The following is a 21,800-nucleotide window of genomic DNA, read 5'->3' as shown; positions in this document are numbered from 1 at the left end:
TCCCTAGATGCTCAATGTCATTTGCATGATGCTCGGCGCGAGAATCAGGATAACGATCGGGAACATGATGAAGAGGATCAAAGGCACACTCATCTTCGCAGAAAGCTTACCCACCTTTTCCTCGACCGTAAGAATTTGCACTTTTCGCATGTCTTCTGCGAGATCACTTAACACATGCGCCACGGATGTCCCGTATTGCAAGTTTTGGATTATAGTCAGTACGAAGCTTCGTACTGGTGGCGTCGGGATACGTTCACTCAGATCATTGAGCGCTTTTTCAAGTCCGTGTATTTTCGCAGAATCCGATGTGCGCTTAATTTGGTAACAAAGGTCTGAGTCAAATTCAGCTAACTCTTTGCCCAAATAAACCAGCGCGGCTTCAATCGTCATACCGGTTTGCACACATACCGACATCATGTCGAGCAAATACGGCAGTTGAGCCGAGGTTCTACTGATCAACATCTTGCGTCTCATTTGCAGTAAAGTATCAGGCACGACGATGACAGCAATCAGCGAGAAAATAACGACGAGCAGCTTGTTGGTGGATGTCATGTCCCCTAACAAAACCAAGCCTGAAACCAACGCTAATACCAATAACTTGGCTGGGAAATAGAATTTCGCCCACTCTGTATTGTAGTAACCCGCCTCGATCATTTTTTGCTCTAGTTCGTGTCGATGTTCTTTACCAAAACGAACAAAAAAACGGTTTACGCGAGAAGGTGCACGAACAGCATCATCTCCAATGTAGAGTGCAACTTTTTTGTGTCGTTGCTCTTTACGAATCGAATCGACGATTAAAAAGAGTAGCGAAAAGAACAGCACAGTAAGGGAAGCCAGTAACATCATGCACGTACTCCTCTTACTAATAACCAAACAATGAACAAGCCAAACAGCTCACTACCCAGTACATAAAACAATACGATTCTTCCCTCAGGGTCATAGAGAACGAAATCCACATTCTCAGGGTTAACGTAGTTAAGAATAATCATAAAAATCAGAGGAATAGCTGCAACAATTTTGGCGGATATTCGAGCTTCCGAAGTCATCGCCATCTTCTTTTTCTCTAGTGTACGAGAGTCAACCAAAACCCTAATCAATCGTGCTAACACGCCCTTAAGTTGGCCACCTCGAGCAATATTCGCCCTGATAGTCACGGTAAAAAACAGAAACTCTGGATAAGGGTAGTTTTTGCACGATCGTTGAAGCACTACTTCTGGAGATTCGCCTAACTTCAGTCGCTCTCCCATTAGCTTAAACTCGCGGCCAATCGGGTTGTGCATGACATCGCCCACATAGCTGATGGCTTGCATTAAGCTGTCACCCGCGGTGACGGCACTCATTAGAATATTCAACGCGTCAGGGAACGTATTCTCAAAATCTCGACGCCTTCTTGTTACCAGAAAACGATAACCGAAGAAGGTAAACATCAAAGAGGAGCCAAGCACCAACCAAGAGTTGGTGATGGAGAGTAGATCCGTAACGATGTACCAAGACGCGATAAGGCTACCCGTTATATATAAGGCTATGTACAACGACGATCTCGGGCCTAACACCATTAATGTTGGTGAGATGGAATCTTTGAACTTTTGCCAGCCCTGCTTACGCACTAATGACTTCACGTTAATCGCATTAAAGTTTTCAGCCTCCGCTTCTTCGATATTGAAAAACTGGTAGACCTTTTTGACCTTTGAATCTCGGATCAAAAGCAGCACAAACGCGAACAGGATTAATGAAACCCAAAGCATGTTATGCCCCCTTAAACGCGGCGATGAGCTCGTCATAGAGCCCGAAAAATTGCGCTTTTTTGACTAGCTCAGAACGTTGCATGATGCCGTCAGTAACAAATTCGCCTTTAACGTTTTCCCCGTAATGCGCGTCGTCATAACGAAAGCGATAAATCTCTTCCATCACTACGCTCTCACCTTCCAAACCAACGATTTCAGAGATGCTCGTGATCTTACGAGACCCATCACGGAGCCTATTAACCTGAACAATCATCTGAACGGCACTCACGATCGTTCTTCGAATCGCATCTAGAGGCTGATTCAAGTTCGCCATCATCACCATGGATTCAACACGAGCAATCGCATCGCGCGGTGTGTTGGCGTGCAATGTAGACATTGAGCCATCGTGCCCCGTATTCATGGCTTGCAGCATTTCAAACGCTTCAGAGCCACGACACTCACCCAGAATAATGCGGTCTGGACGCATACGAAGCGCGTTGATCACCAACTCTCGCTGGGTAACTGCTCCGGTCTGTTCAACACTTGAAGTACGTGTTTCCAGTCGAACTAAGTTGGGTTGCTGGAGACGCAGCTCGGCCGCATCTTCAATCGTCACGATACGTTCATCTTCAGCGATGTATTGAGACAGCGCATTGAGCAACGTTGTTTTACCTGAGCCAGTACCGCCAGAGATCAATACATTGATGCGGCAGCGCGAAGCGATCATCAGCACTCTTGCCATGTCTGGAGACATCGACCCAAAGCCAATCAGATCTTCAAAACCGATTTTCTGTTCTCTGAACTTACGAATAGAGATCGATGTGCCATCTAAAGCAATCGGAGGGATCACGATGTTCACACGACTGCCGTCTTCCAACCTGGCATCGACCGTAGGAGAGAGTTCATCGACACGCCTCCCAACGCGTGATGCGATACGCTTGGCAATAGCGAGCAACTGCTCTTCGTTCACAAACGAGACTTCGGATTTTTTGACCTTGCCATGTCGTTCGAAAAAGATGTTGTTTGGCCCGTTCACCATGATGTCGGAGATAGACTGGTCTTCAACCAAAGGCTGCAAAGGCCCTAAACCAAACAGCTCATCGATTAAGCTCTTCACCAAGCCTGACTTCATCATCGAAGTGATCGGTCTTTGGTAGCTATTAGCGAGTAGATCAACCGCTGCTTGTATCTGAGATTCAAGGTCTCGGCGGCTCATTTTCTGAACCGCTTCTGCATCTAGGGCTTCAAATATTTGGCCACGAAACGCGAGGTATAAGTCTTTGTTAGAACTCATTTAGCACGTACCTTTTTCAACCAAGAATTCATGCCCTTGTGATCCATAGGTTGACCATTAATCAGCTTCACCAGCTGTTCCATAGAACGGCTGATGTGGCGATCATGTTTATGGCCGCGTTTGCCATCGATGATGATGTGCGCCAGCGCTTTGCAATAGTCGACTTCGAGATCAACCTCTGCGCCTAAATACTTAGTCAGATCGGACTTTTGTAAGACGTAAGCGTTTTCCGGTCGATGGAAGTTCACCACGGTAATCACTCGCGTACGAGACGATAACGAAAGCTGTAAGTTAGAGACTTTCTCAAACAGTCGCTTCGCACTTCTTACTGAAGATACCGAAGCATCTAAAATCAGAACCACCACATCAAAGTTTTCTACCAAGAGTTGAGGTTCAACTTTGAAGTCCACACCACCTGAAAAATCTTCAATAATGAAGTTGGCGTTGCGCGCTAACAACTCACACAACGTTTGGTTGTAATTAAGAACATCGGTTTGGCTCATGTCGCCATCAATAGCCAACAGACGTAAGTTTTTTCGTGCGTTAATTAAGTAACTCAACGCCCCTTCTTCATCCATTTCATGCAATGGCGCAGTAAACTCATCAATGGTTCGCGGTTTAAAGTCTTTGAGGCCGAGCAAGACATCAATATTGGTATCGGCATATTGATGGTCGACAAGAATCGTGTCCGAGCCTTGCGTTGATAGCAGTGAGCCCAACTCAGTGGTGATAAACGACGCGCCAACGCCGCCTTTGGCACCAACAATTGCTACGCGCTTCGCTTTGCGTTTCTGGCTTACACCAGAGAAAGTTTTAAGGTTCTTGCTAACGTGGTTCAAGAAGTCTGCAAATTCTTGTTTGTTCACTGGCCAGAAAACGTAATAAAAGCCCATGTCTTTAAGCGAACGAAGCGTAGAAATGGCGTCTTCTTTACCAATCACGACCACACCTTTGTGGGTGGGCAGTTTGCTGGCAAAAGATTTAGCGTCTTCAACAACATTGGTCGATTCATTAAGTTCCAGAATAACGATATGGCTACTCTGTTGCTCTGTCAGTTTGGTCAATCCCGCTTTGGCTTTGACGCAAGCTGGATCATTCCATCCTTCAAATCGAAAGACTTCTTGAACAAGGTCTAAACACTCTTGAGATTGATAGAACAATGTACACCCCGCAACACCTGTTGTTGCGGTCGGAGTTGGCTTGGCCTTTGTTGTTAATGCTTTCGTAAGGTCAAACATTATTGTTCTCCTACCAATCGAGACTTGTAAGCCACTTGCTTCAAACGCATCGATTCAACAAAACAATCTTGCTGTCTCAACCGAGCGTGAATCTGTGCTGGCTTGCACTCTTGAGTCTTCAAACGCGTTAACGTCACCTGAATATTTAGATCGCTAGGCAACAATTGAGCGTTTCGATACGTCACTCTTTGTGGTGCAATAAGGTGTGAAGGATATTGTTCGAAGATCGCCTGCAACATCTGTTTGCTGCGAGATGATTTGTAATCCACAACATAGGTCGCTTCTTTGTCCATCGACTCAATATCTTGAATCAAGGCTGTAATCTGTTTAGTCGTTTCAGAACGGTTTTTCATCGCAAACTCAAAACTGTGGTGCTCTTTGTACACCAAAGCTTCAGAGCCATGTCCGACAAAATATTGCTCAGAGGCGCAGCCAAAAAGTGACGTGGTAAATAACGCCATCAGTAATAATTTCTTCATTGGATAAACCCTCCTTGCGACAACAGACGAATCGTTGCATCAGAAGATGTCACCGCCTTGCCATCCCATTTGACATTGAGCCAACGCGCTAATGTGGAAGTCTTTTTGATGTAAGGCAGTTGAATGTCTTTCGGTTTCATCGGTTCCACAAGATTCACGGTCGCAACGATGATCAATTCAGTTCGTTTTCTTTCTGTGGTCGCTTTTCGGAATGCGGCACCGAGTACTGGTATGTCGCCAACAAAAGGGATTTTTTGCATTTTTTCCAGATCGGCACTGCTCATCAAACCACCAAGGACGAAACTATCGCCATCGGCTAACTCAACAGTTGTCATGGCGCGTCGTGAAGCCAGTTGCGGAACTTTGATGCCTGCTGCTTCAACATAACCTTCTACTTCACTCACTTCAGGCGCTAGCTGCATTCGAATCTTGTCTTGGCTAAGCACTTTTGCTGTAAGGTCGAGTTTGATGCCGAACTCTTTGAATGAAATGTTTACGTTGCTACTGGTAGAGACGATAACCGGCACTTCGCCACCAACGAGAAAGCTTGCCGACTCACCGGATAACACGGTTAAGTTAGGCTCAGCCAGAACCTCTGCAATCTGGTCATTGCCTAATGCAGTGATTAACGTGCTTAGGTTAGCCGCGTCAAACTGGTCGAAAACAAATTCACCAACACTTGAACCGACGGAACTCCAATCTACACCAACAGTTTGTCCAAATGATTCGGTGACTTGCGCTACTGATATTTTGACGTTCACTTGCTGAGTCGTTGCAACTTCAATGCGTTCGATGATCCCTTCCCACGTCATATTGCGGGCAAACACCATGCTTTCGGGCTCTTCATAATTTGAGCTATCGGACTTAAACTCCAGTTTCACCGTTTTGTCCCATCTCTCTGTTTTTTCTCGTCCAAGCAGAGTGGCAACCAAACGATAGATATCGTCACGAGTCGCTTCGGAATCAACAAGACCACTCACGGCGACTTGCTCTCCCACAGACTGAATCTTGACTTTGGCATCAGGGAAATGAAATTTGAGTTGACGTCTAATATCCGTTAAATCCAAATCAACAATAATGCGGTCGGAAAGCAGAACATCACCATCAATGCCGTAGACGATCAGTCGTGCTTGCCCAATAGCATTGGCGAACACAACGATCGTGTTGTCGTTGATTATCTTGTAGTCGACGATGTCAGGGTTATTAATAAACACTTGGCCAATCGGATTTTTTAACTGGATGTGCTGACCATCGTTGAGCGTGATGGAGCGATCGGCGGCAAAAGCGTTTGTTATAGAAAGTAAGCCAATCAGTGGCGCTAGAATGGAAGCAAACAGTACTTGTTTGATTCGATGGTGAATCATCATCACAAAGCCTCTCTCGGATTGTTCTCGTTACCACGTAACTCAGCAATCCCTGTATAGTTATCGATAATATTGCGCACCTCCGCGAACTCGGGTTGCGTGTAGGTTTGGCTTCGGTAAATTTCGATGTGCATTGTTCGTTGTGCTAGCGCAAGTTTTGGTAACTCGTCGGGGCTAACTTCGATGACCACCGTAGTCAGTCCATCCTCTTTACTCGGAGCGCGAGCGGTAATAGAACTGTCGCCAGTGGCGTCATTGCCAATGTTGAGTACTTTGACGTTTTTAAGGAACATTGACGCCTTCACACCTCTAAAGCGCTTCGGCTTATCGATAATTCCGGCTAAGTTATCGTTTGGAGAACTCACAGTGAGGATATCGATGGACGTTCCAGGGCGGATGTAATCGTTGATTAGGTTTTTGTCACTGACTTTAAGTGGGTATAACGTCATGCCTTCCGTGACCAAAAGGTCGATGTATCCGGGCTGGCCTGGCGTCACTTGATATTCAGGCAGTACAACCTCACCTGCGTTAAGGCTACGATTGAGCAAAATGGAGGGCGAAAAGCTGATTTGTGCATCTTCTCTAACACCCATCGTTAATGCTTCACTAAGAGGGAGTTGTTGTTTTACGACACCTTGCGCATCAATCGCACGTCCTTTTTCATAAGGTTCCGTGGTCATCCAAACGGCAACATGCTCTTCATTTTTTTCTTCCACCACTTCAGTGGTCGTTGTCGGCTGAGGTTCACTCTTCAACAAATCGACAACGCCTAGTGCGCCCACAATTAAGGCAGCAATGGCAACAAGTAATACCAGTCGAGATCTCATAATGTTCTCATTCTTGGAGGTTTAAATATGTGGCGTGTTTTGAGTTAAAATTACCAAGTAGAATCCAACGCTAATTGCTATCCCATATGGAATACCTTGTTGGTCGTTCGACGTTTTTCTTGTTAGCTTTTTAGTTATCAGCTTGTTCTTTACGAGATAAATAACGGCTACAAAACCGCCAGCAAAAGCCGTCATAACAAACGCCCAAAGTAAATCGTTGAGAGGTATAGTAAGTGATAGAACTGCGGCATATTTAATATCACCGGCTCCAATCCAAATCAGGGCGTAAAGAATCAGCCCTCCCCCAAACACCAGTAAAAAACTCATAATTTGAATGTCTAACGGTGACAGAAAACATTGCAAAAAGAGTAATATCAGCAATGCGTGATTTTGTATCTTGCGAAAGAGAAAATCGGTAACCGATACATAGACACACACGATTGCTAAAAGCAGTAAATATACTTCAAAACTCAAAATTGGAAATATTGCCTAAATTTATATAGATTGACGTAAACATGTATTAATTGTTATTTCCAATTAACTGAGCCAGACCAATGAAAACATAGGTCTGGCACAAATATCTTTCGATATATTCTACATTAGCCAATAAGGCTTGATGTTAGCTGCTTGCAGTATCGATAGCAGTAGCTACATCTTCAAAAGCACCTTCAAGTTTGCCAATGAAACCATCAGCGCCTACTGCAGTAGTTACTAATACAGCCATTGCTACTGCAATAAGACCATATTCAATTGCAGTTACTCCGCGCTCATCGTTCTTGAATTGTGATAGAAACATGCTTGTTTTAACGTATAGCTTAGTAATCATTATTATGTCTTCCTATAAGGGCTGTTTAAAATTCGTCGCTATTATAATTAGCACCACCAATCTATGGAAAATACCCCCTATCGATTCAATCTATAGGTCGTGTAAAAAATGATCAAAACAAACACCTTAAAAAATACCAATAGAAACACAAAGTCCATATATGACAAGCACTTACATTAATAATCAGCTAAAAAACAAAATGAATATTTAAATTTATAAACTTGAAAAAATAAGACATACATCAATGTTTAACTTAATCCAAATTTATATAAGCTTTGGAACTAGCTTAATAGATAATTCATCGATCTTTATTACCCCTTATAAAACATGTTGAAATACAATTATCATCACGCTATTGTTCTTCGAATCAACAAACCATAAAAAATATAATTTCTTTGTGTCAAAAGGTTAGTCGAATCATGAAACTACATTTCGAAAATATTGTTTCGTTCATAGCAGTAGTTGAAGAAGGTTCATTTAGCTCTGCTGCACGTAAGCTTGGCAAGTCTCAGTCAACGGTTAGTACCGCTGTGCAAAACCTAGAGTCAGACTTGGGTTTCAATTTATTTAATAGAGAACACTCTAAAGTCTGGTTAACTGAGAAAGGAAAACGCCTATTCCAATTATCTTTACCTGTGGTATCAAAATATCGTGAGTTAATCACTATTGCAGAACAAATGAATCTATCCGACCAGATAGTTTACCGCGTGGGCATCGATCCATTAGTTTTCAACAAAAACGTAAAAAAGGCATTGTTGGCATTTTCAGAGGCTTTTCCTAATGTCGACCTACTTGTTGTGACTAAACCAAGTTTCGTTTTAGGTAATTACGTTAATGAAGGAAAGATAGACTTAGCGTTAGGTAACCCCTATCACAAGACAAATTACGACTTCAACATCGAGGAACTATTCCACGTTAACTGTTGGTGGGTGGCCCATGAAGACTTAGTAACCTTAAAGTCCCAAGCACCATCACAGCGAGTTCTATTAATGGATGGTTGTGAAGAGCTACTTAACTTGTCAAACATCGCAACATATAACCTATGGCGACTCGATGATTTAGGAACCATCATCGATTTATGTAAAGCTCAAAAAGGCATCGCCTTTCTGCCAGGGTTTCTCATCGAAGGCAACATCAAAGAACATAAGCTTAAGGTTATTACCGATCACCCTGACTTTTTTGGTAAACGAGTTATCGCATCACTTTTCTGGCAAATACATTCTGACTTTAGCTTGTTTAACCAATGGATAAAAAAAGAGCTACAAACCACAACTAATTACAAACAAACATTTGTTGCTGATCTAGCTCAATAACGTTCTATTAAAATCATGACGATCACACTCTATTGCACTCTCCAGCTTTGAGTGTGATATTTCAATCCCGATATTTATCCGAATATAAACGCCAAGCAAAGCATATGAAATATATATATTTATTATCAGATGCATCGGCTAATATATGCATTGTCATTTACTTCGAGTCTTTCATTACCTACCCGTTCATAAATCTGTAATAAAACCTAGATAGAAACCAGCCTTTAAGATTATTCAGCACTTAACTAATACTTAGTGCGTCACCAAATCTCGAACAACATCTCTCAAGCTATGAACTCAGAAAACCCACAAAAGATAATGGCATTGGTTAAGAGCCTTTCTTTAGATACATCAAACTAATCCCAGCTTTCAGATTTTTTTACTATAATATCAACAATATCCGCAAGTTCTTTTCCTTTTTCTGTCAGACCATAATATACAGTCACAGGAACGGTTTCTTCTTGCCTGCGCCAGATAAAACCTTCTTTGCTAAGTAACTTCAGCCTCTCACTAAGTACTTTACTAGACACTAAAGCCAGTTGCTTTTGAATTTGTCCAAAGCGTATCTCGCTACTCTGACCTAATAACCAAACGATGTGAGCAGTCCACTTCGTAGAGATCAAGGTCAAATATTTATCAGCGTTACAGTAACCTTCAGGTTGCTTACCCTGTTCACTCATATTTACCTCTCAGATTATCAAGATTGTAAAGTTACTCAAAGATAGTTAGTTACCTTAAGGTAATTAGTTACTTTTAGGTAGCTAATTTTTTTTAGTAAGCACCCTATCTATTATGGCCTCAACCCAAAACACAAACAAGAAGGTGGTTCCATGAAGATATTTCTATTCCTAGCTTTAAACTTTATAACTTTCTATTCTTACGCATCAACAGATTACAAAAAACCGCAGGCGCCAACTGAACTGCACCAACTTTTCGCGGAATACTTTTCAAAACAAGACATAGACGGACTAGGCACTCTGTTCCATGAAGACGCCATATTCGTCCTGGATGCTCAAGGGAACCTTGCTAGAGGGCCAAAGGCTATCAAGCCGATATTGAAAGGTTACCTTCAAGGTGACGTTGAAATGCTAACCCATGATGTATCCATCCATATTAACGGCGATACGGCTCTTATAAGGTCTGAATGGGAGATAGTTGGAGGCCCTAAAGGAACCGCTCTGGAAGTGATGAGGTATGTTGATGGAGGCTGGTTATACGTAATTGATAACCCGAACGGGTTTTAAATGACCATCGCACTTTAGATCATTGAAGGACGAAGTCTGAAAGCTTTGCTGGCAATAAATTTCAGACACAAAAAAGCCCACACTAGGTGGGCTTTTTTGCTTGTTCATAGAGAACGAATTTGGTGCCCGCTACTGGACTCGAACCAGTGACACCTTGCATGTCATGCAAGTACTCTAACCAACTGAGCTAAGCGGGCGATGTTCTAATTTCTTATTACTAGCATTGTGACAAACTCAATAGTTATGCAATAAAAACTAAAGAAGGAATGGTGCGTCCGAGTGAACTCGAATCACCGACCCCCGCCATGTCAAGACAGTAGATGTGTAAATAGAAAATCTACATGAACACCTTAAATTCATGCTGTCCACCGAAAAAACAGACACTTAAACTAGAATATTTAAAATCAGTGACTTAGGTTTTGTTATGACGAAATGTTTTATGTATGAATTTGGGCACACTCTTGTCACATCCATATACTACAATTAGTTAGGTTTGAAAATTTCAATTTGCAACTACGAGATCTAACATTTGAGCGATTTTATATCTAGACTTGAGAAATACGACGCGACCCTGCTCTGCAACGTAGAGCTCTCTCACGTTAATCTTTGTGACATATCTATCGACCCTGATCTCGCAGAAATCATCGCGCAGTCAAATCCCATTTCAGCCTTAAAGTCAAAGTCGATTGCATCAGAAAGCACTCAGGCTATGAGCAACCTAGTTGCTTTGCAATCTCCTATTTGGGTCTATAAAAAACGAAATCATTACTATCTCGTATCGGGTCTTTTAACTCACTTTCTGCTTATAAATACGATTAATTCCGAACAGTCACTCACTAAAAAAACACCCGTTATCTTGCTCACTAAAAAGCCTCAAAACGACATTAAACGGCTCATCTTTTTGTCCGATTTAACCACCCAATTATTAAAAAAGCTGTTTATCACAAAAGAAAAGACTGTGAAATTTTTCTTAGAAAACTGGTTCCCTAATGATGAGGCAAAAGGTAGCTATCTAAAAAACAAAGAGTGGCAAGTAATTTTTCCAGAGCTAACAACTAAGAAAGAACTAGCCGCCATATTGAACACTTCAAATCGAGATCTATGACCATGAGAGAGTTCATTTCTAGGCAAAATTTATTGGATGAACAATTGAATGTGAGCGATGATGAGTTCGAAAGACTTTATGATTTTCTCACTTTAATTGAGTGCCCTATTTCATTCAGAGCTCTCAACGAAGTACTAAGTAACCTACTCGAAATAGCACAACAATATCCACACTTTTTCGAAACCGTTTTTCTCATTTCAAAAAACGATTTAGTAAGTTTTATCAAGGCAATTTCTGATTCAAAAATCTCTAGCAAGGACGACTTTTCAAACCATCACTTTGAACGAGGTTGGTGCCAAACCCACGTCATTTTTGCTTTGCTTGCACAATACAAAATGTTCTTTTCAACTTCTAATCGTGCTGTTTTTACTCTCACCTTTCTATCGCATTTCTTTGAGCATATGGAAACGATTTTCAAGATTGAAAGAGAAGAGGAAGTGACTAGTGCTTTTCGTAATCTAAACCGAAATAAAACATTTAACTTACCCAACTTCGCTGGGGTAACAACCAATGAAATTGCTGACCGATTCGACACCTTGCGTAAAACCAATACATACGAAGGATCGATTAACAACCAACTAAGGCAACTCTGCAACTTCTTCAATCTAAATTGGAAAAATAGGACTAAAAAGAAATCGTCAACACGTGCGGTATTGAGACAGCGATTCAACAACAAACAACTCGAGCGTGTTATAGGTGCTAGCAATGATACCTATACAAGTATCGCAAATACTCGAATTGACAACACTAAATCGGGTATTGAACAAACCGAAGCCTTTCCTTCGATGAGCTTCGTAAAGAAAGAGTCCACAATAGACAGAAAACCGGAACATGAAATTCCAGCAATTAAGCAGATCAATGAGAACTCATCCCGTCAAACACAAATAACAAACATCTCCAAAAGTATTCAGCGCGCCCACAATTCAACTTCTCTTGATAAAACCATACTGCAGATTCACGACCTCTCTTTTCTACTTTTTCAACTAAATAAGAAAAAGAACTATCGTAAACTTATCGGAGTTGTTGAGACGCATGTGATCTGTAAGCTGCTTACTGCTTCACTTTACCTATCGAGACCGATAGCAGATGTTTGCTCTTTAAAGATTCTCGATAAACACTCTGAAGATGGTGAGGGCTTTGTGCGGATTGATAACACTTGGCACTTTAAGGCTGCATTTGTTGATAGTCTCACAGTCGCCGAATACTCTAGCTCAAGTGAGTTAATAAAAATCAGTGACTATTCACTCACACAAGTACCCGAGTTTCTAGTTTCTATATTGGATTTCAATCAACGAAATGCAGGCCCGTTGTTTAATAAAATATCTAAAAGCAGGTATCGTGAGAGCTGTGCAACATTCTTGAAGAACCTATCAGAAACGCACGCCGTCAGAATCAGTCTTAAATCAATTCAATACTTCAGTCTTAACTTTAACGAAGCCAACCAATTAATCGACTCTGTTATTTTCGATTTCGCTTTCAATCATACCACTTACAAAACACGAGCTAGTCGCCACTATACTCAATATTCATTTATGGAAATGAGCTCAAGTATCTTTTATTTCTGGCAAGCTATCGTTGATAGAGTAACCTCTTTAGGGTTTGTTCCCAGTATTAAAGTAGGAAATGTAAAACTCATTGATTATCTAATTACTTGTGACTGCAATGTTGTTGGTTCTAGGTTTTTACCTTCTAAAGCGTTCTTTCAAAAGCGTTACGCATCTCTTCAAAGAAAGCTGGCTGGGTATAACCAGCTCGAAATACAGTCTTCGTATTACAAATTAATCCAATATCATAATGATTACGTATTTTATGTAAGCTCAATGCTGTTAGCAATGACAGGTTACCGCGCTGTTTATAACCCTCTCCCTTCTTTAAACTTAAGATTGAGTCGTTATAAAATGCTAATGATCAGCGATAAAGATGACGTAGACTTCACCCACGCACGCATTATTCCACTCGCTGAAAATCTGGATAAACAGATCAAGCATTATCAAAACCACCTCAAACAGCTAACTAACATTCTTCATGTACTACAACCTGAAACAGCATTCCACGCCAAGAAGCAAATAGAAGAGTTGACTCAGTCATTATCCATTAAGCACTCTGAAGCAACAAACTGGTTCTCAGAGATTAAAAACTCAAAAATATACCCCGGTGTACTTTTCTATTTCATGGAAAACCGCCACGGTATACATATGAGGAATGTACACCCAGCTTGGTTAAGTGAACAAGAAAATACAGACTATCCTCTCAATGCAACTCGACACTACTTGAGAACCTTTTTAACAAAGAGCAACCTGCCACCAGAATCGATAGCCTTCATTATGGGACATTGGTCTACTGGTGAAGCTCCTCTTGGACGTTATTCAACCTTCGACTTCAACGAAGCATGCAGGACCGTCAGTCCAATAATCCAAGGTATGGCCAATGATCTGAATTTAACTCCAATTCGCTCGCTGTTGGCCTAAGGAACCTGTATGCCACCTTCAATAGACCTTAAAAGATTAATTGCAGAGGTTTCAGTAGTATTTAAACAAGATATTGAGAATATATTTGTCCTCGATACAGAAAAGGCAGCAAAAAAGTTAATAGAGAAACTACACGCCCTAATCACTAAATTACTTGTGGTCAATTATGATAAAGAAGCAAAATCTGACGCCATCACAATAAAATCACTCAATGTACTCCAGTCAAAACTCGATTCGAATATAGATGTCCAATCCCTGCAGCGGAAAATATTACAACTCTATTTGGTGCTGTTAGAGCGAGAGTTCCAGGTTACTTCTCCCCCTTTAGGCTCATTTACTGAAATTCGTAGGGATAAGCCTATAGTTACGCCAGGAAATATTTTCAAAGCCTCGTTAGCTGACAAACTCTATTCTCAGCTTGAAGCAGAGCTCAAGAAACCCACATTATCATTGTCTTCAGAACAGTCATTAGGGAGGCTTGCTTTATGGCTATTTTTAAAAGAAGGGTGTGTCAATACAAAGGATATATCAGCTCTAATCACCAACAGCCAAGACCTATATCGAACTGAACAACTAAGTTATTTTTCTGGAAAGCAGCAATATTTTCTGTCACCAGTCGCTGAAGCCCTTCTAGTTTTACACCAAATTTCATTCATAAATATGAAACATTACAATCAGTCTAGGCTATTGATTAAAAAGGCGAGATTGTATCAATATGAGAACAGCCTCACCGCTCCTGTTCTTGTCCCTAAGTTAACTTCACAACGAAGCTTAGCAGGATTAACATCATCAAAAATCATTTGTAGTATCAATGATTACTGTCATCATACTGCAGCTATACCTAAACAATATTCTTTGAATCTTTCAGATATTCGCCAATGCCATCGAATCGAAACGGTACTAACTCAAAGTCCTATCGATTTTAGAATCCAATCTAGCCTACTACAATCGACACCGTTAACGCGTTCAACAATGAAACGCGTATTCCTCGATAAGATTGATGTCTTCAGAAAACCACCAGCGAGATTTACAAGCCAAGCTGCAACGGTTAGACAAAGCACCGCATGGAAAAAGAACCATACCTCTTACAATAATATTACTGAGCTAAGTAGCGATGAGTTAGTGCGCATGTTGCATAGCTTCTTGGACCTATTGAAGACATCGAAAAACACGAGAAGGGAACAAGCTCATCAAGGGCGGCTAATCAGGAGGGGGCTTTTTGAATGGCTTGAAGCTGAAAATAACGCTAGTAAATATCCAGTAGTTTGGGTTCTGGTAAGTTGGATGTATCAATTGCTTTATCGAGGTGACATTGGGAAGAAAGTACTCACATTTAGTACCATTCGCGACTATGTGAGAACCTTCGCTGTCCCATTCATAGCAGAATTCAATTACTGTAACCTATTCACAATGGATGCTCTAGAATGGGCAGAAAAATTGAATATCGTTGCGGAGGGAATCAACTCAACTAAAAGGAAATCTTTCGTCCTCTACTTTGCTGATTTTGTCGTGAGTTCTCAAATTGTGCCCGAATTATGCTTCTCTGATTTAGATATAACAACATCTAAATCAAATGTCAGTGCTAACTTAATAACTATGCACGAAGCCGATGCTGTAACATCATTTCTCAACAAAGATAGTTTAGAAGCTGAACTTGCTCTTGTTGTATTTTTACTTGGATTTTACGGTGGTTTGCGTAGAGGCGAAATTGGAGGGCTACAACTTAATGACTTTCATTTGAACGACCACGGTTACCTTCAAGTACATATCAGACTCAATAAGTATCGTTCCTTAAAAACTGGAAACAGTGCTCGCAACTTACCACTAGATTGCTTGATGCCCATTCACTGGCAAAAGAAGCTCATTTCATTTATCGACAAATCCAAACTTAGCTCTCAAAAGGCAAATGCTTTAATTTTTCAGGATCCTAAAAGACTAAAAAACGCATTTACATTACTTACTGTCGTCTTAAAAGAGATCACCCAAGACGATAAACTTAGGTTTCATCACTTACGGCACAGCTTTGCAAATTGGAATTGGTTATTAATCAATTTCAATCGCTACCCTACTAATAACCTCCCTCTGCCATTGCAGCACAATTTCTTCTCGGCAGATAGGCAAAACCAGCTATTTCATCGCTTGGGTGTGTGCACTAATACAAGGAAAAAGGCATTTGTACTATCACGTTTACTTGGACATGGCACCATTGAAACGACATTCAGCTCTTATATACACCTAGCGGCCCTTCATATTTACTTATTAAATAGGAGTCGAAATGAGTCTCCCCTTCACTTATTGCAGTATAGTATTGATTACACAGTAAAACTCGATAACAAGAGTATGAGGCCAATCCGAAATGACAAACCGCTGGCTCTTTATCATGACGCACTACCAATGACTATGGTTGGAAAATCCAAACCCGACCTTGAACGATCTCTTGAGCTACTTATTAACAAAGAAGAGAGAAAACCTTCGTCGAACAGTGTTCCCATTGCTGACGTTTTTAAATGCACTTCCCTATTAAGTTATGGTTACTCTATAAAACAAGCCGCAGAATTAACAAAGATATCTGCACAGCTCATAACTCGGATTGCACTTAGGCTGGAATCACATCGCGAGATTTACACGAGAAGATCCAAAAACACCCTTCCTGAGTTTTGCGGCATAAACAGGCTAAATCAATATCAAATAGATCAACTCAACTTTTTTATGCAGCAATTTGATAAATCATTGCAATCAGAGGCGCTACGTAATGCCAAGATCAACCTATCCCAAGTAACCAAAGCGCTTCACCATTGTGTAGGGGCTAAAGGACACTTAGTTCGAACGCATGATATAAAGACCGTCGCATTCTTACTCAAAACCATGAAAGTGATTGGCATTAAGGATGAGCACGTAAGAATTAAATGGCATTTTTCTCATAAACTAGCGTCCGATGAAATAACGATTGATAAAGTCATTTCTCATTACCGATATTGGGAACAGTTAGTGCAAAGCCGAGTTGGCTTTAATGCCACAACTATTGAAGCAGTTATCCCACATAGATATGATCGGTTATCTCAAAAAATGACAGCAATTGGTGTCGATATACACCGTTCGGATGAAGCTAAGTTTCTTGGCTATCATGAAAAAGGAAACATTAGCATCCACCTGCTTCAGACCAAAAAAGAGAACCGTGATTCACTCACAAGAGAATTTAGGAAACTGGTGCCAATGAGCCCACAGCGAAGCAGGTCATACATTACCTTTCTTCAATTACTGGATGTTTATTTGGATGTGATCCCTTTACCTTTGACCATCGACTAGCTGCAATCATCGCTGCTTTACACACTCTTTCATCCACTCTTCTACATCACTGTCGATCCAAGCAACGGCCCTCTCCCCTATAGGTACGGGCTTAGGAAATGAGCCCTCACTCATCTTTCGATAAATAGAAGACCTACTTAAAGCGGTCTTTGTCATGACTTCTTTTATTTTCAGAAATCTCATTGATATACCTTAATTATGCTTACTCACAAAGAAGATACACCATGCCATCAAAGATCCTATTATCACACCTGCGTTAACGCACTAATGTTAAATGGATCCAAGGCTTTCAGACCAAACATTTGTTGAGCGTCAGGGAACCACTGTTTATTAGTTCTTTATGCACACTTCCGATTAGTGGTTCCGTAACAAAGTTTAGGTATGAGGTTACGACTCTTAATGAATATATCCGAGCAGATCGTAGCTTCTTGGTTTAGGTCGATCAATTTAACGAATAATTAAAGTGAGTAGTTGTTTGACATCGAAGCACAAGTAAAACAACATACAAGTTGTATCTATCAATTAGCACTTATTTTTATTAACCGAGCTTTTGCCATTCGAGCTTCATAAGCCCCAATCTTAATGTTTTCTCCACATGAGTCGTCAGCCCCTCTTCTAAAGCGATTACAGCCATAAAACGTCTCGCGATTTGGATCATTCTCACAGCGTGCAACCATCGTACCGATGCCACAACGTAAGCACCCTATCTCAATTTCACCACAACCTCGACAACGTCTAAACCCTTCTGCATGAGTTTCCAAGGGAGAGTTGCAATGCTTGCAACTATTGACCAACGTATCACAGGCTGGTGAGTGTGAGCATTTATACAAAGTTTTGTTATATCTGGTAGTTAACGGACGAAGTTCACCTGTCTTACACTGACTACAGTTCCACTTTGCAAGTTGTGGTGCCAATTTATTATCTACAAACTGCAAGCCAAACTTTGCCATTTCAGACAAAAATGGGCTGCTCTTATCACCATCGAATAATACATAAACAAAGTGCTTCGCTCGAGTCAACGCTACGTAAAATAACCGTCTTTCCTCACCATGGATAAAGCTTTCCTTGTTTGGCAAAACTAGATCGATCAGCTCATCGTTTTCCCTCGTCGAAGGAAATACACCAGTATCAACACCGAATAGAATTACATAGTCGGCCTCTAGGCCCTTACTCGCATGGGCTGTAACAAAGCTAATGTCCAAATTTGTATACGAAAATTTCTCAACATTAATGCCTTTCAACTGCGAGGTGTTCTCTTGGCGAAAACGTCCAATTATGAGAACAGAAGCGACTTCGCCCTTTCTATCGGCTGTGCGATTTAACGTAGCTAAAGCTCGCTGTAAAGAAACCACATATGCTTGATTTTTTCTTTCCTTCACACTGCTAATCGACTTAAGATTTTCCATATCTTTCTTTACATCAACCAACCTGACAGCAGGTGCATCTAACATAGCGTGAGTGGAAATCTCTTTTTTGATTTGAGCTGGGTTTGTCATTACAAAACGACTACTCACTTCATGAATTTTGTCATTAAAGCGAAAGGTCTTGTCCAAAGGAACAGCTGTTGCAGGGTTAAACACGGCGGAAAATTCAGTAAATAACGCTAAATCGGCACCATTGAAACGGTAAATGGATTGCCAGTCATCACCTACAGCGAATAAACGAATATTTGGCTTTGAAGCCAATAGCGCTTTAAGTAACTTATAACGACCACCAGAGATATCTTGAAACTCATCAACCAAAACATGAGTATACGAATGATGAAAACGACCTTTTTCTATAATATCAGTCGCTTCAGAGATCATGTCACTAAAATCAATACATTCTGTATTAGCTAAGTGCTCCTGATACACCGTTAGAATAGGTTCAAAAATCCGCAAGAAAGCTTCCGTTCTCTCAATATCATAGCCTCCACCGCGATATTCATCTCGCACTGTATTTGAATCAAACTGCCCTTCTTTATACAAGCCTAAGAAACGTTGTAGTAGGTCAATAAATCCTTGCCATTGACTTTCGTTTTGTTCCTTAAGCTGCTTGAACAATGCATCGACTTCTACAGGCTGGATGAGCACTTCATACTCGTTTAATGCAGCTTCTAAAGATGATTGCAATTGACCTTTTTGGAGTTGATATGTGTACAATTCAAGCATATGAGTGCCTTTCGACTCATGTAGCTCGCGTTTCCATTCTAAGCTTGCTAAGTACTCATCTTTATCGATATAGAGCGCTGTATTGTTATTCTCATCCAACCCAAGGTATTCAATGTAGAGATCGACATCAGGCAAATAGAAATCAGGTTGATATTGGCGTCGATCGACGCTTCTGGTGTTAAATTTGTAATCGGCTTCGTACTCGTACTTGATGCCACTCAATGCCAAATAGTTAGCAACCCTCAGCTCCCCTACACTTTTTACCCATTCATTGTTCAACGTAATCAAACGGCAACTTGACAGAAATTCGTTGTATTCCTCAATAGAATCAAAATCTAGATCGGATTTCCCTGGTGTGCTCAAGCTTGAAAAATAATTGACCAAAGCAGATTTAAATAGCGGGTCATGCTCAGCCAAATCACTGAGCGTCTCGTCAATAAACTTCGTGAACTGATGTGGTTGTTCCGTAAAAGATGTAATTGAACGTTTAAATCCGTGGTGCCTTGCTAAGATGTCATTACCTAGAGCGTGAAATGTACTTGCCCTCAGGTGATCTGCATTAGCTGGAATACGATCTTTTATACGTTCGTTCATCTCAGCCGCTGCTTTGTTACCAAAGGCCAGCATTAGTATGTTCTCAGCCTTAGCTATGTTCGCTTGAATGAGATAGCCAGCTTTACCCACTAACGTTGCCGTTTTACCCGTACCAGCGCCTGCAATCACAAGGTTGTGATCATCATTAGTTACACAAGCAATTCTTTGCTTGTCTGTTAATGGATTTTTCTCTACCTCATCAAAGAAGCGTTTGTATTTAGAGACTAATAGTGGTGTCACTTGTTCATTGTGCAGATTTCGCCCTAGTTCACTTACGCTTTCCGAAGAAAGTGATTTAGCCTCTTCATAGACACTTCTGTGCAAAGGACTCGTTAATTGATCTGGCGTTATACCCAAATTCTGCAACTTACACACGAGCTGATAAGCCGAGGCTATAGGCCTCCATTCATAAGATGACAAATAACAACTTCTGGCGTGAAGCTTTGCTAAGGAATCTTGATATGCTAGCCATCGATCACTACTCGCAATGAGAAGCAACAAAGAATCAATCGTCTTTTGAGTAAAATCCATTAGATCTGATTGACGATAACCTTTCAAAACAACAACACCGTTATCTTCAGTTTCAATAACTAAACGATGAAAGAACAAACCCTTTTCAATGGATATATTTACTAGCGAATCTAGCAGAATCTCTAAACTTTGAGGGGAGTATTCTAGTCTAATGTTGGTTGGTGATAGAACGACAGACTGGTTCTTTTTCCATAGTTTATTCCACAAGTTTACCGCTGGATGTGTACTTAAATGCATCAGACTACTTCAATAATTGGATTTTAAATTCTGCATCGCCACTAATAATCCAGAATACATGTATGGTTATTATTCTAACCAATAGCAGTGAACAAATCAGTAACAGTTAAGCGTAAAGCAATCAGCCCCAACAATTGAAGTCCAACCCAAAATGGTTCATACTATGCCCAAATTAAAAATAGTATGGATTTCATGGATAATCTCAACTACGCACAAAAACAAAGGCTTGCTTACATCGACTTTAAATTGATGTTTGTCGGCCACTTTACGCGTTCAGAAGTTGTAGAACATTTTAAGATGGGACTATCGAATGCCACTCGCGATATCAACCTCTACAAAGAGATGGCAGCCCATAACCTTACCTACGACAACGCTGAGAAAAGATACTTTCAAACAAAAGCATTTGTCCCTCTATTTAATCACAACACAAATGAAACGCTTGGCAAGCTAGCCAATCAACTCTCAGGTGAAGACAGTGTTATTAACGGCTTAGGCATTCCATTTGAAGCTCCAAGCCAACTTAACGCGCCTAACACCAACATCGTAGCTGTCCTTACTCAAGCAGCTCTGAACAACAAAGCGGTAAAGATAAGTTACGTGTCGCTATCTAGCGGCGAGAAAAAACGAACTGTCGTTCCCCACTCTATTGTTGATAACGGATTGCGTTGGCACATTCGCGCTTATGATTGCCAAACGAATGAGTTCCGCGACTTCGTTATTTCTCGCATTACCAAAGCTGAACTATCGGGTAACGCCATACTCGAAACTCAAACCATGCTCGCAGATAAACAATGGATGAGGTTTGTACCTTTAGAGCTAGTACCTCACCCGAATAACGTAGATTACCCAAAAGCAATTGAACTTGATTACTCTATGAAGAATGGAAGACTCTCCATTGAAGTTCGCGCAGCATTAACGGGTTACCTATTACGGCGTTGGAATGTCGATTGCTCTGAGAACGCAACGCAAACGACGCCTGAACACCAATTATGGCTTGCGAATAGACCAACCTTGTATGGTGTCGACAACTTGCATCTTGCATCGGGTTACTCTGAATCTACAAGTACAGTTAATACTGAAAGCATCAATTAGGACGTAAA

The 21,800-nt window shown here is 41.0% G+C and carries 18 protein-coding genes and 1 tRNA gene; 6 read left to right on the top strand and 13 right to left on the bottom strand.

The window, feature by feature from the left end; translation table 11 throughout:
* Positions 1 to 3: 3 nt before the first annotated feature.
* The 9 genes from QQ041_RS13090 to QQ041_RS13050 all read right to left on the bottom strand — a co-directional run bounded on the left by QQ041_RS13090 (position 4) and on the right by QQ041_RS13050 (position 7,752).
* Positions 4 to 846, bottom strand: coding sequence for a type II secretion system F family protein (locus QQ041_RS13090; RefSeq protein WP_285954145.1), 843 nt, complete (start codon positions 844 to 846; stop codon positions 4 to 6).
* Positions 843 to 1,745, bottom strand: coding sequence for a type II secretion system F family protein (locus QQ041_RS13085; protein WP_050621443.1), 903 nt, complete (start codon positions 1,743 to 1,745; stop codon positions 843 to 845). Before QQ041_RS13085 ends, QQ041_RS13090 begins: the two co-directional genes overlap by 4 nt.
* Before the next feature lies 1 nt (position 1,746).
* Positions 1,747 to 3,018, bottom strand: coding sequence for a CpaF family protein (locus QQ041_RS13080; protein WP_285954144.1), 1,272 nt, complete (start codon positions 3,016 to 3,018; stop codon positions 1,747 to 1,749).
* Positions 3,015 to 4,256, bottom strand: coding sequence for a chromosome partitioning protein ParA (locus tag QQ041_RS13075; RefSeq protein WP_285954143.1), 1,242 nt, complete (start codon positions 4,254 to 4,256; stop codon positions 3,015 to 3,017). The genes QQ041_RS13080 and QQ041_RS13075 overlap by 4 nt, the downstream gene beginning before the upstream one ends.
* Entirely contained in the window at positions 4,256 to 4,735 is a 480-nt protein-coding gene (locus QQ041_RS13070) for a hypothetical protein (RefSeq protein WP_285954142.1), read from the bottom strand. Before QQ041_RS13070 ends, QQ041_RS13075 begins: the two co-directional genes overlap by 1 nt.
* Complete coding sequence (locus QQ041_RS13065; RefSeq protein WP_285954225.1) at positions 4,732 to 6,102, bottom strand: pilus assembly protein N-terminal domain-containing protein; 1,371 nt, start codon at positions 6,100 to 6,102, stop codon at positions 4,732 to 4,734. Before QQ041_RS13065 ends, QQ041_RS13070 begins: the two co-directional genes overlap by 4 nt.
* Positions 6,102 to 6,926: a Flp pilus assembly protein CpaB gene (gene cpaB, locus QQ041_RS13060; protein WP_285954141.1), complete on the bottom strand. Its 825-nt coding sequence runs from the start codon at positions 6,924 to 6,926 to the stop codon at positions 6,102 to 6,104. Before cpaB ends, QQ041_RS13065 begins: the two co-directional genes overlap by 1 nt.
* A 21-nt stretch (positions 6,927 to 6,947) precedes the next feature.
* A complete protein-coding gene (locus QQ041_RS13055; RefSeq protein WP_146491462.1) occupies positions 6,948 to 7,400 on the bottom strand; it encodes a prepilin peptidase in 453 nt (150 codons plus the stop codon).
* 145 nt (positions 7,401 to 7,545) lie between these two features.
* Positions 7,546 to 7,752 carry a Flp family type IVb pilin gene (locus QQ041_RS13050; RefSeq protein WP_017080668.1) on the bottom strand — a complete coding sequence of 69 codons (207 nt, stop codon included), beginning with the start codon at positions 7,750 to 7,752 and terminating at the stop codon, positions 7,546 to 7,548.
* Between the two features lie 419 nt (positions 7,753 to 8,171).
* Between QQ041_RS13050 and QQ041_RS13045 the strand changes: the two genes are divergently transcribed.
* A complete protein-coding gene (locus tag QQ041_RS13045; protein WP_146491461.1) occupies positions 8,172 to 9,065 on the top strand; it encodes a LysR family transcriptional regulator in 894 nt (297 codons plus the stop codon).
* Between the two features lie 356 nt (positions 9,066 to 9,421).
* On the opposite strand, the gene QQ041_RS13040 is transcribed toward QQ041_RS13045, so the two are convergent.
* Positions 9,422 to 9,745, bottom strand: a complete 324-nt coding sequence (locus QQ041_RS13040; protein ID WP_285954140.1) for a helix-turn-helix domain-containing protein — start codon at positions 9,743 to 9,745, stop codon at positions 9,422 to 9,424.
* Between the two features lie 150 nt (positions 9,746 to 9,895).
* Here QQ041_RS13040 and QQ041_RS13035 point away from each other — a divergent pair, with 150 nt between their 5' ends.
* Positions 9,896 to 10,309, top strand: a complete 414-nt coding sequence (locus tag QQ041_RS13035) for a nuclear transport factor 2 family protein (RefSeq protein WP_285954139.1) — start codon at positions 9,896 to 9,898, stop codon at positions 10,307 to 10,309.
* A gap of 120 nt (positions 10,310 to 10,429) precedes the next feature.
* Here QQ041_RS13035 and QQ041_RS13030 read toward each other — a convergent pair.
* A tRNA-Val gene (locus QQ041_RS13030) sits at positions 10,430 to 10,506 on the bottom strand.
* A gap of 332 nt (positions 10,507 to 10,838) precedes the next feature.
* Here QQ041_RS13030 and QQ041_RS13025 point away from each other — a divergent pair.
* Genes QQ041_RS13025 through QQ041_RS13015 form a run of 3 tightly spaced genes read left to right on the top strand, consistent with a single transcriptional unit; the run spans position 10,839 to position 17,188 of the window.
* A complete protein-coding gene (locus QQ041_RS13025) occupies positions 10,839 to 11,414 on the top strand; it encodes a hypothetical protein (RefSeq protein WP_285954138.1) in 576 nt (191 codons plus the stop codon).
* 32 nt (positions 11,415 to 11,446) lie between these two features.
* Positions 11,447 to 13,882, top strand: a complete 2,436-nt coding sequence (locus QQ041_RS13020; protein WP_285954137.1) for a hypothetical protein — start codon at positions 11,447 to 11,449, stop codon at positions 13,880 to 13,882.
* Between the two features lie 9 nt (positions 13,883 to 13,891).
* Positions 13,892 to 17,188 carry a tyrosine-type recombinase/integrase gene (locus tag QQ041_RS13015; RefSeq protein ID WP_285954136.1) on the top strand — a complete coding sequence of 1,099 codons (3,297 nt, stop codon included), beginning with the start codon at positions 13,892 to 13,894 and terminating at the stop codon, positions 17,186 to 17,188.
* Between the two features lie 6 nt (positions 17,189 to 17,194).
* Here the strand turns inward: QQ041_RS13015 and QQ041_RS13010 are convergent, their stop codons facing one another.
* Together QQ041_RS13010 and QQ041_RS13005 are read right to left on the bottom strand one after the other, a co-directional pair.
* Positions 17,195 to 17,371 (bottom strand): AlpA family transcriptional regulator, encoded by a 177-nt coding sequence (locus tag QQ041_RS13010; RefSeq protein ID WP_060981908.1) that lies wholly within the window; start codon positions 17,369 to 17,371, stop codon positions 17,195 to 17,197.
* A 335-nt stretch (positions 17,372 to 17,706) separates the two neighbouring features.
* Positions 17,707 to 20,700, bottom strand: coding sequence for a UvrD-helicase domain-containing protein (locus QQ041_RS13005; protein ID WP_285954135.1), 2,994 nt, complete (start codon positions 20,698 to 20,700; stop codon positions 17,707 to 17,709).
* A 192-nt stretch (positions 20,701 to 20,892) separates the two neighbouring features.
* On the opposite strand from QQ041_RS13005, the gene QQ041_RS13000 reads away from it, so the two are divergent.
* Positions 20,893 to 21,792 carry a WYL domain-containing protein gene (locus tag QQ041_RS13000; RefSeq protein ID WP_285954134.1) on the top strand — a complete coding sequence of 300 codons (900 nt, stop codon included), beginning with the start codon at positions 20,893 to 20,895 and terminating at the stop codon, positions 21,790 to 21,792.
* Positions 21,793 to 21,800 lie beyond the last annotated feature (8 nt).

Origin of the sequence: Vibrio sp. TMPB1044, assembly GCF_030442075.1 — a bacterium.
GTDB classification, from domain to species: Bacteria; Pseudomonadota; Gammaproteobacteria; order Enterobacterales; family Vibrionaceae; genus Vibrio; species Vibrio satsumensis.
Note: the sequence above shows the minus strand (reverse complement) of the source record. Positions and strands in the feature narration are given on the sequence as shown.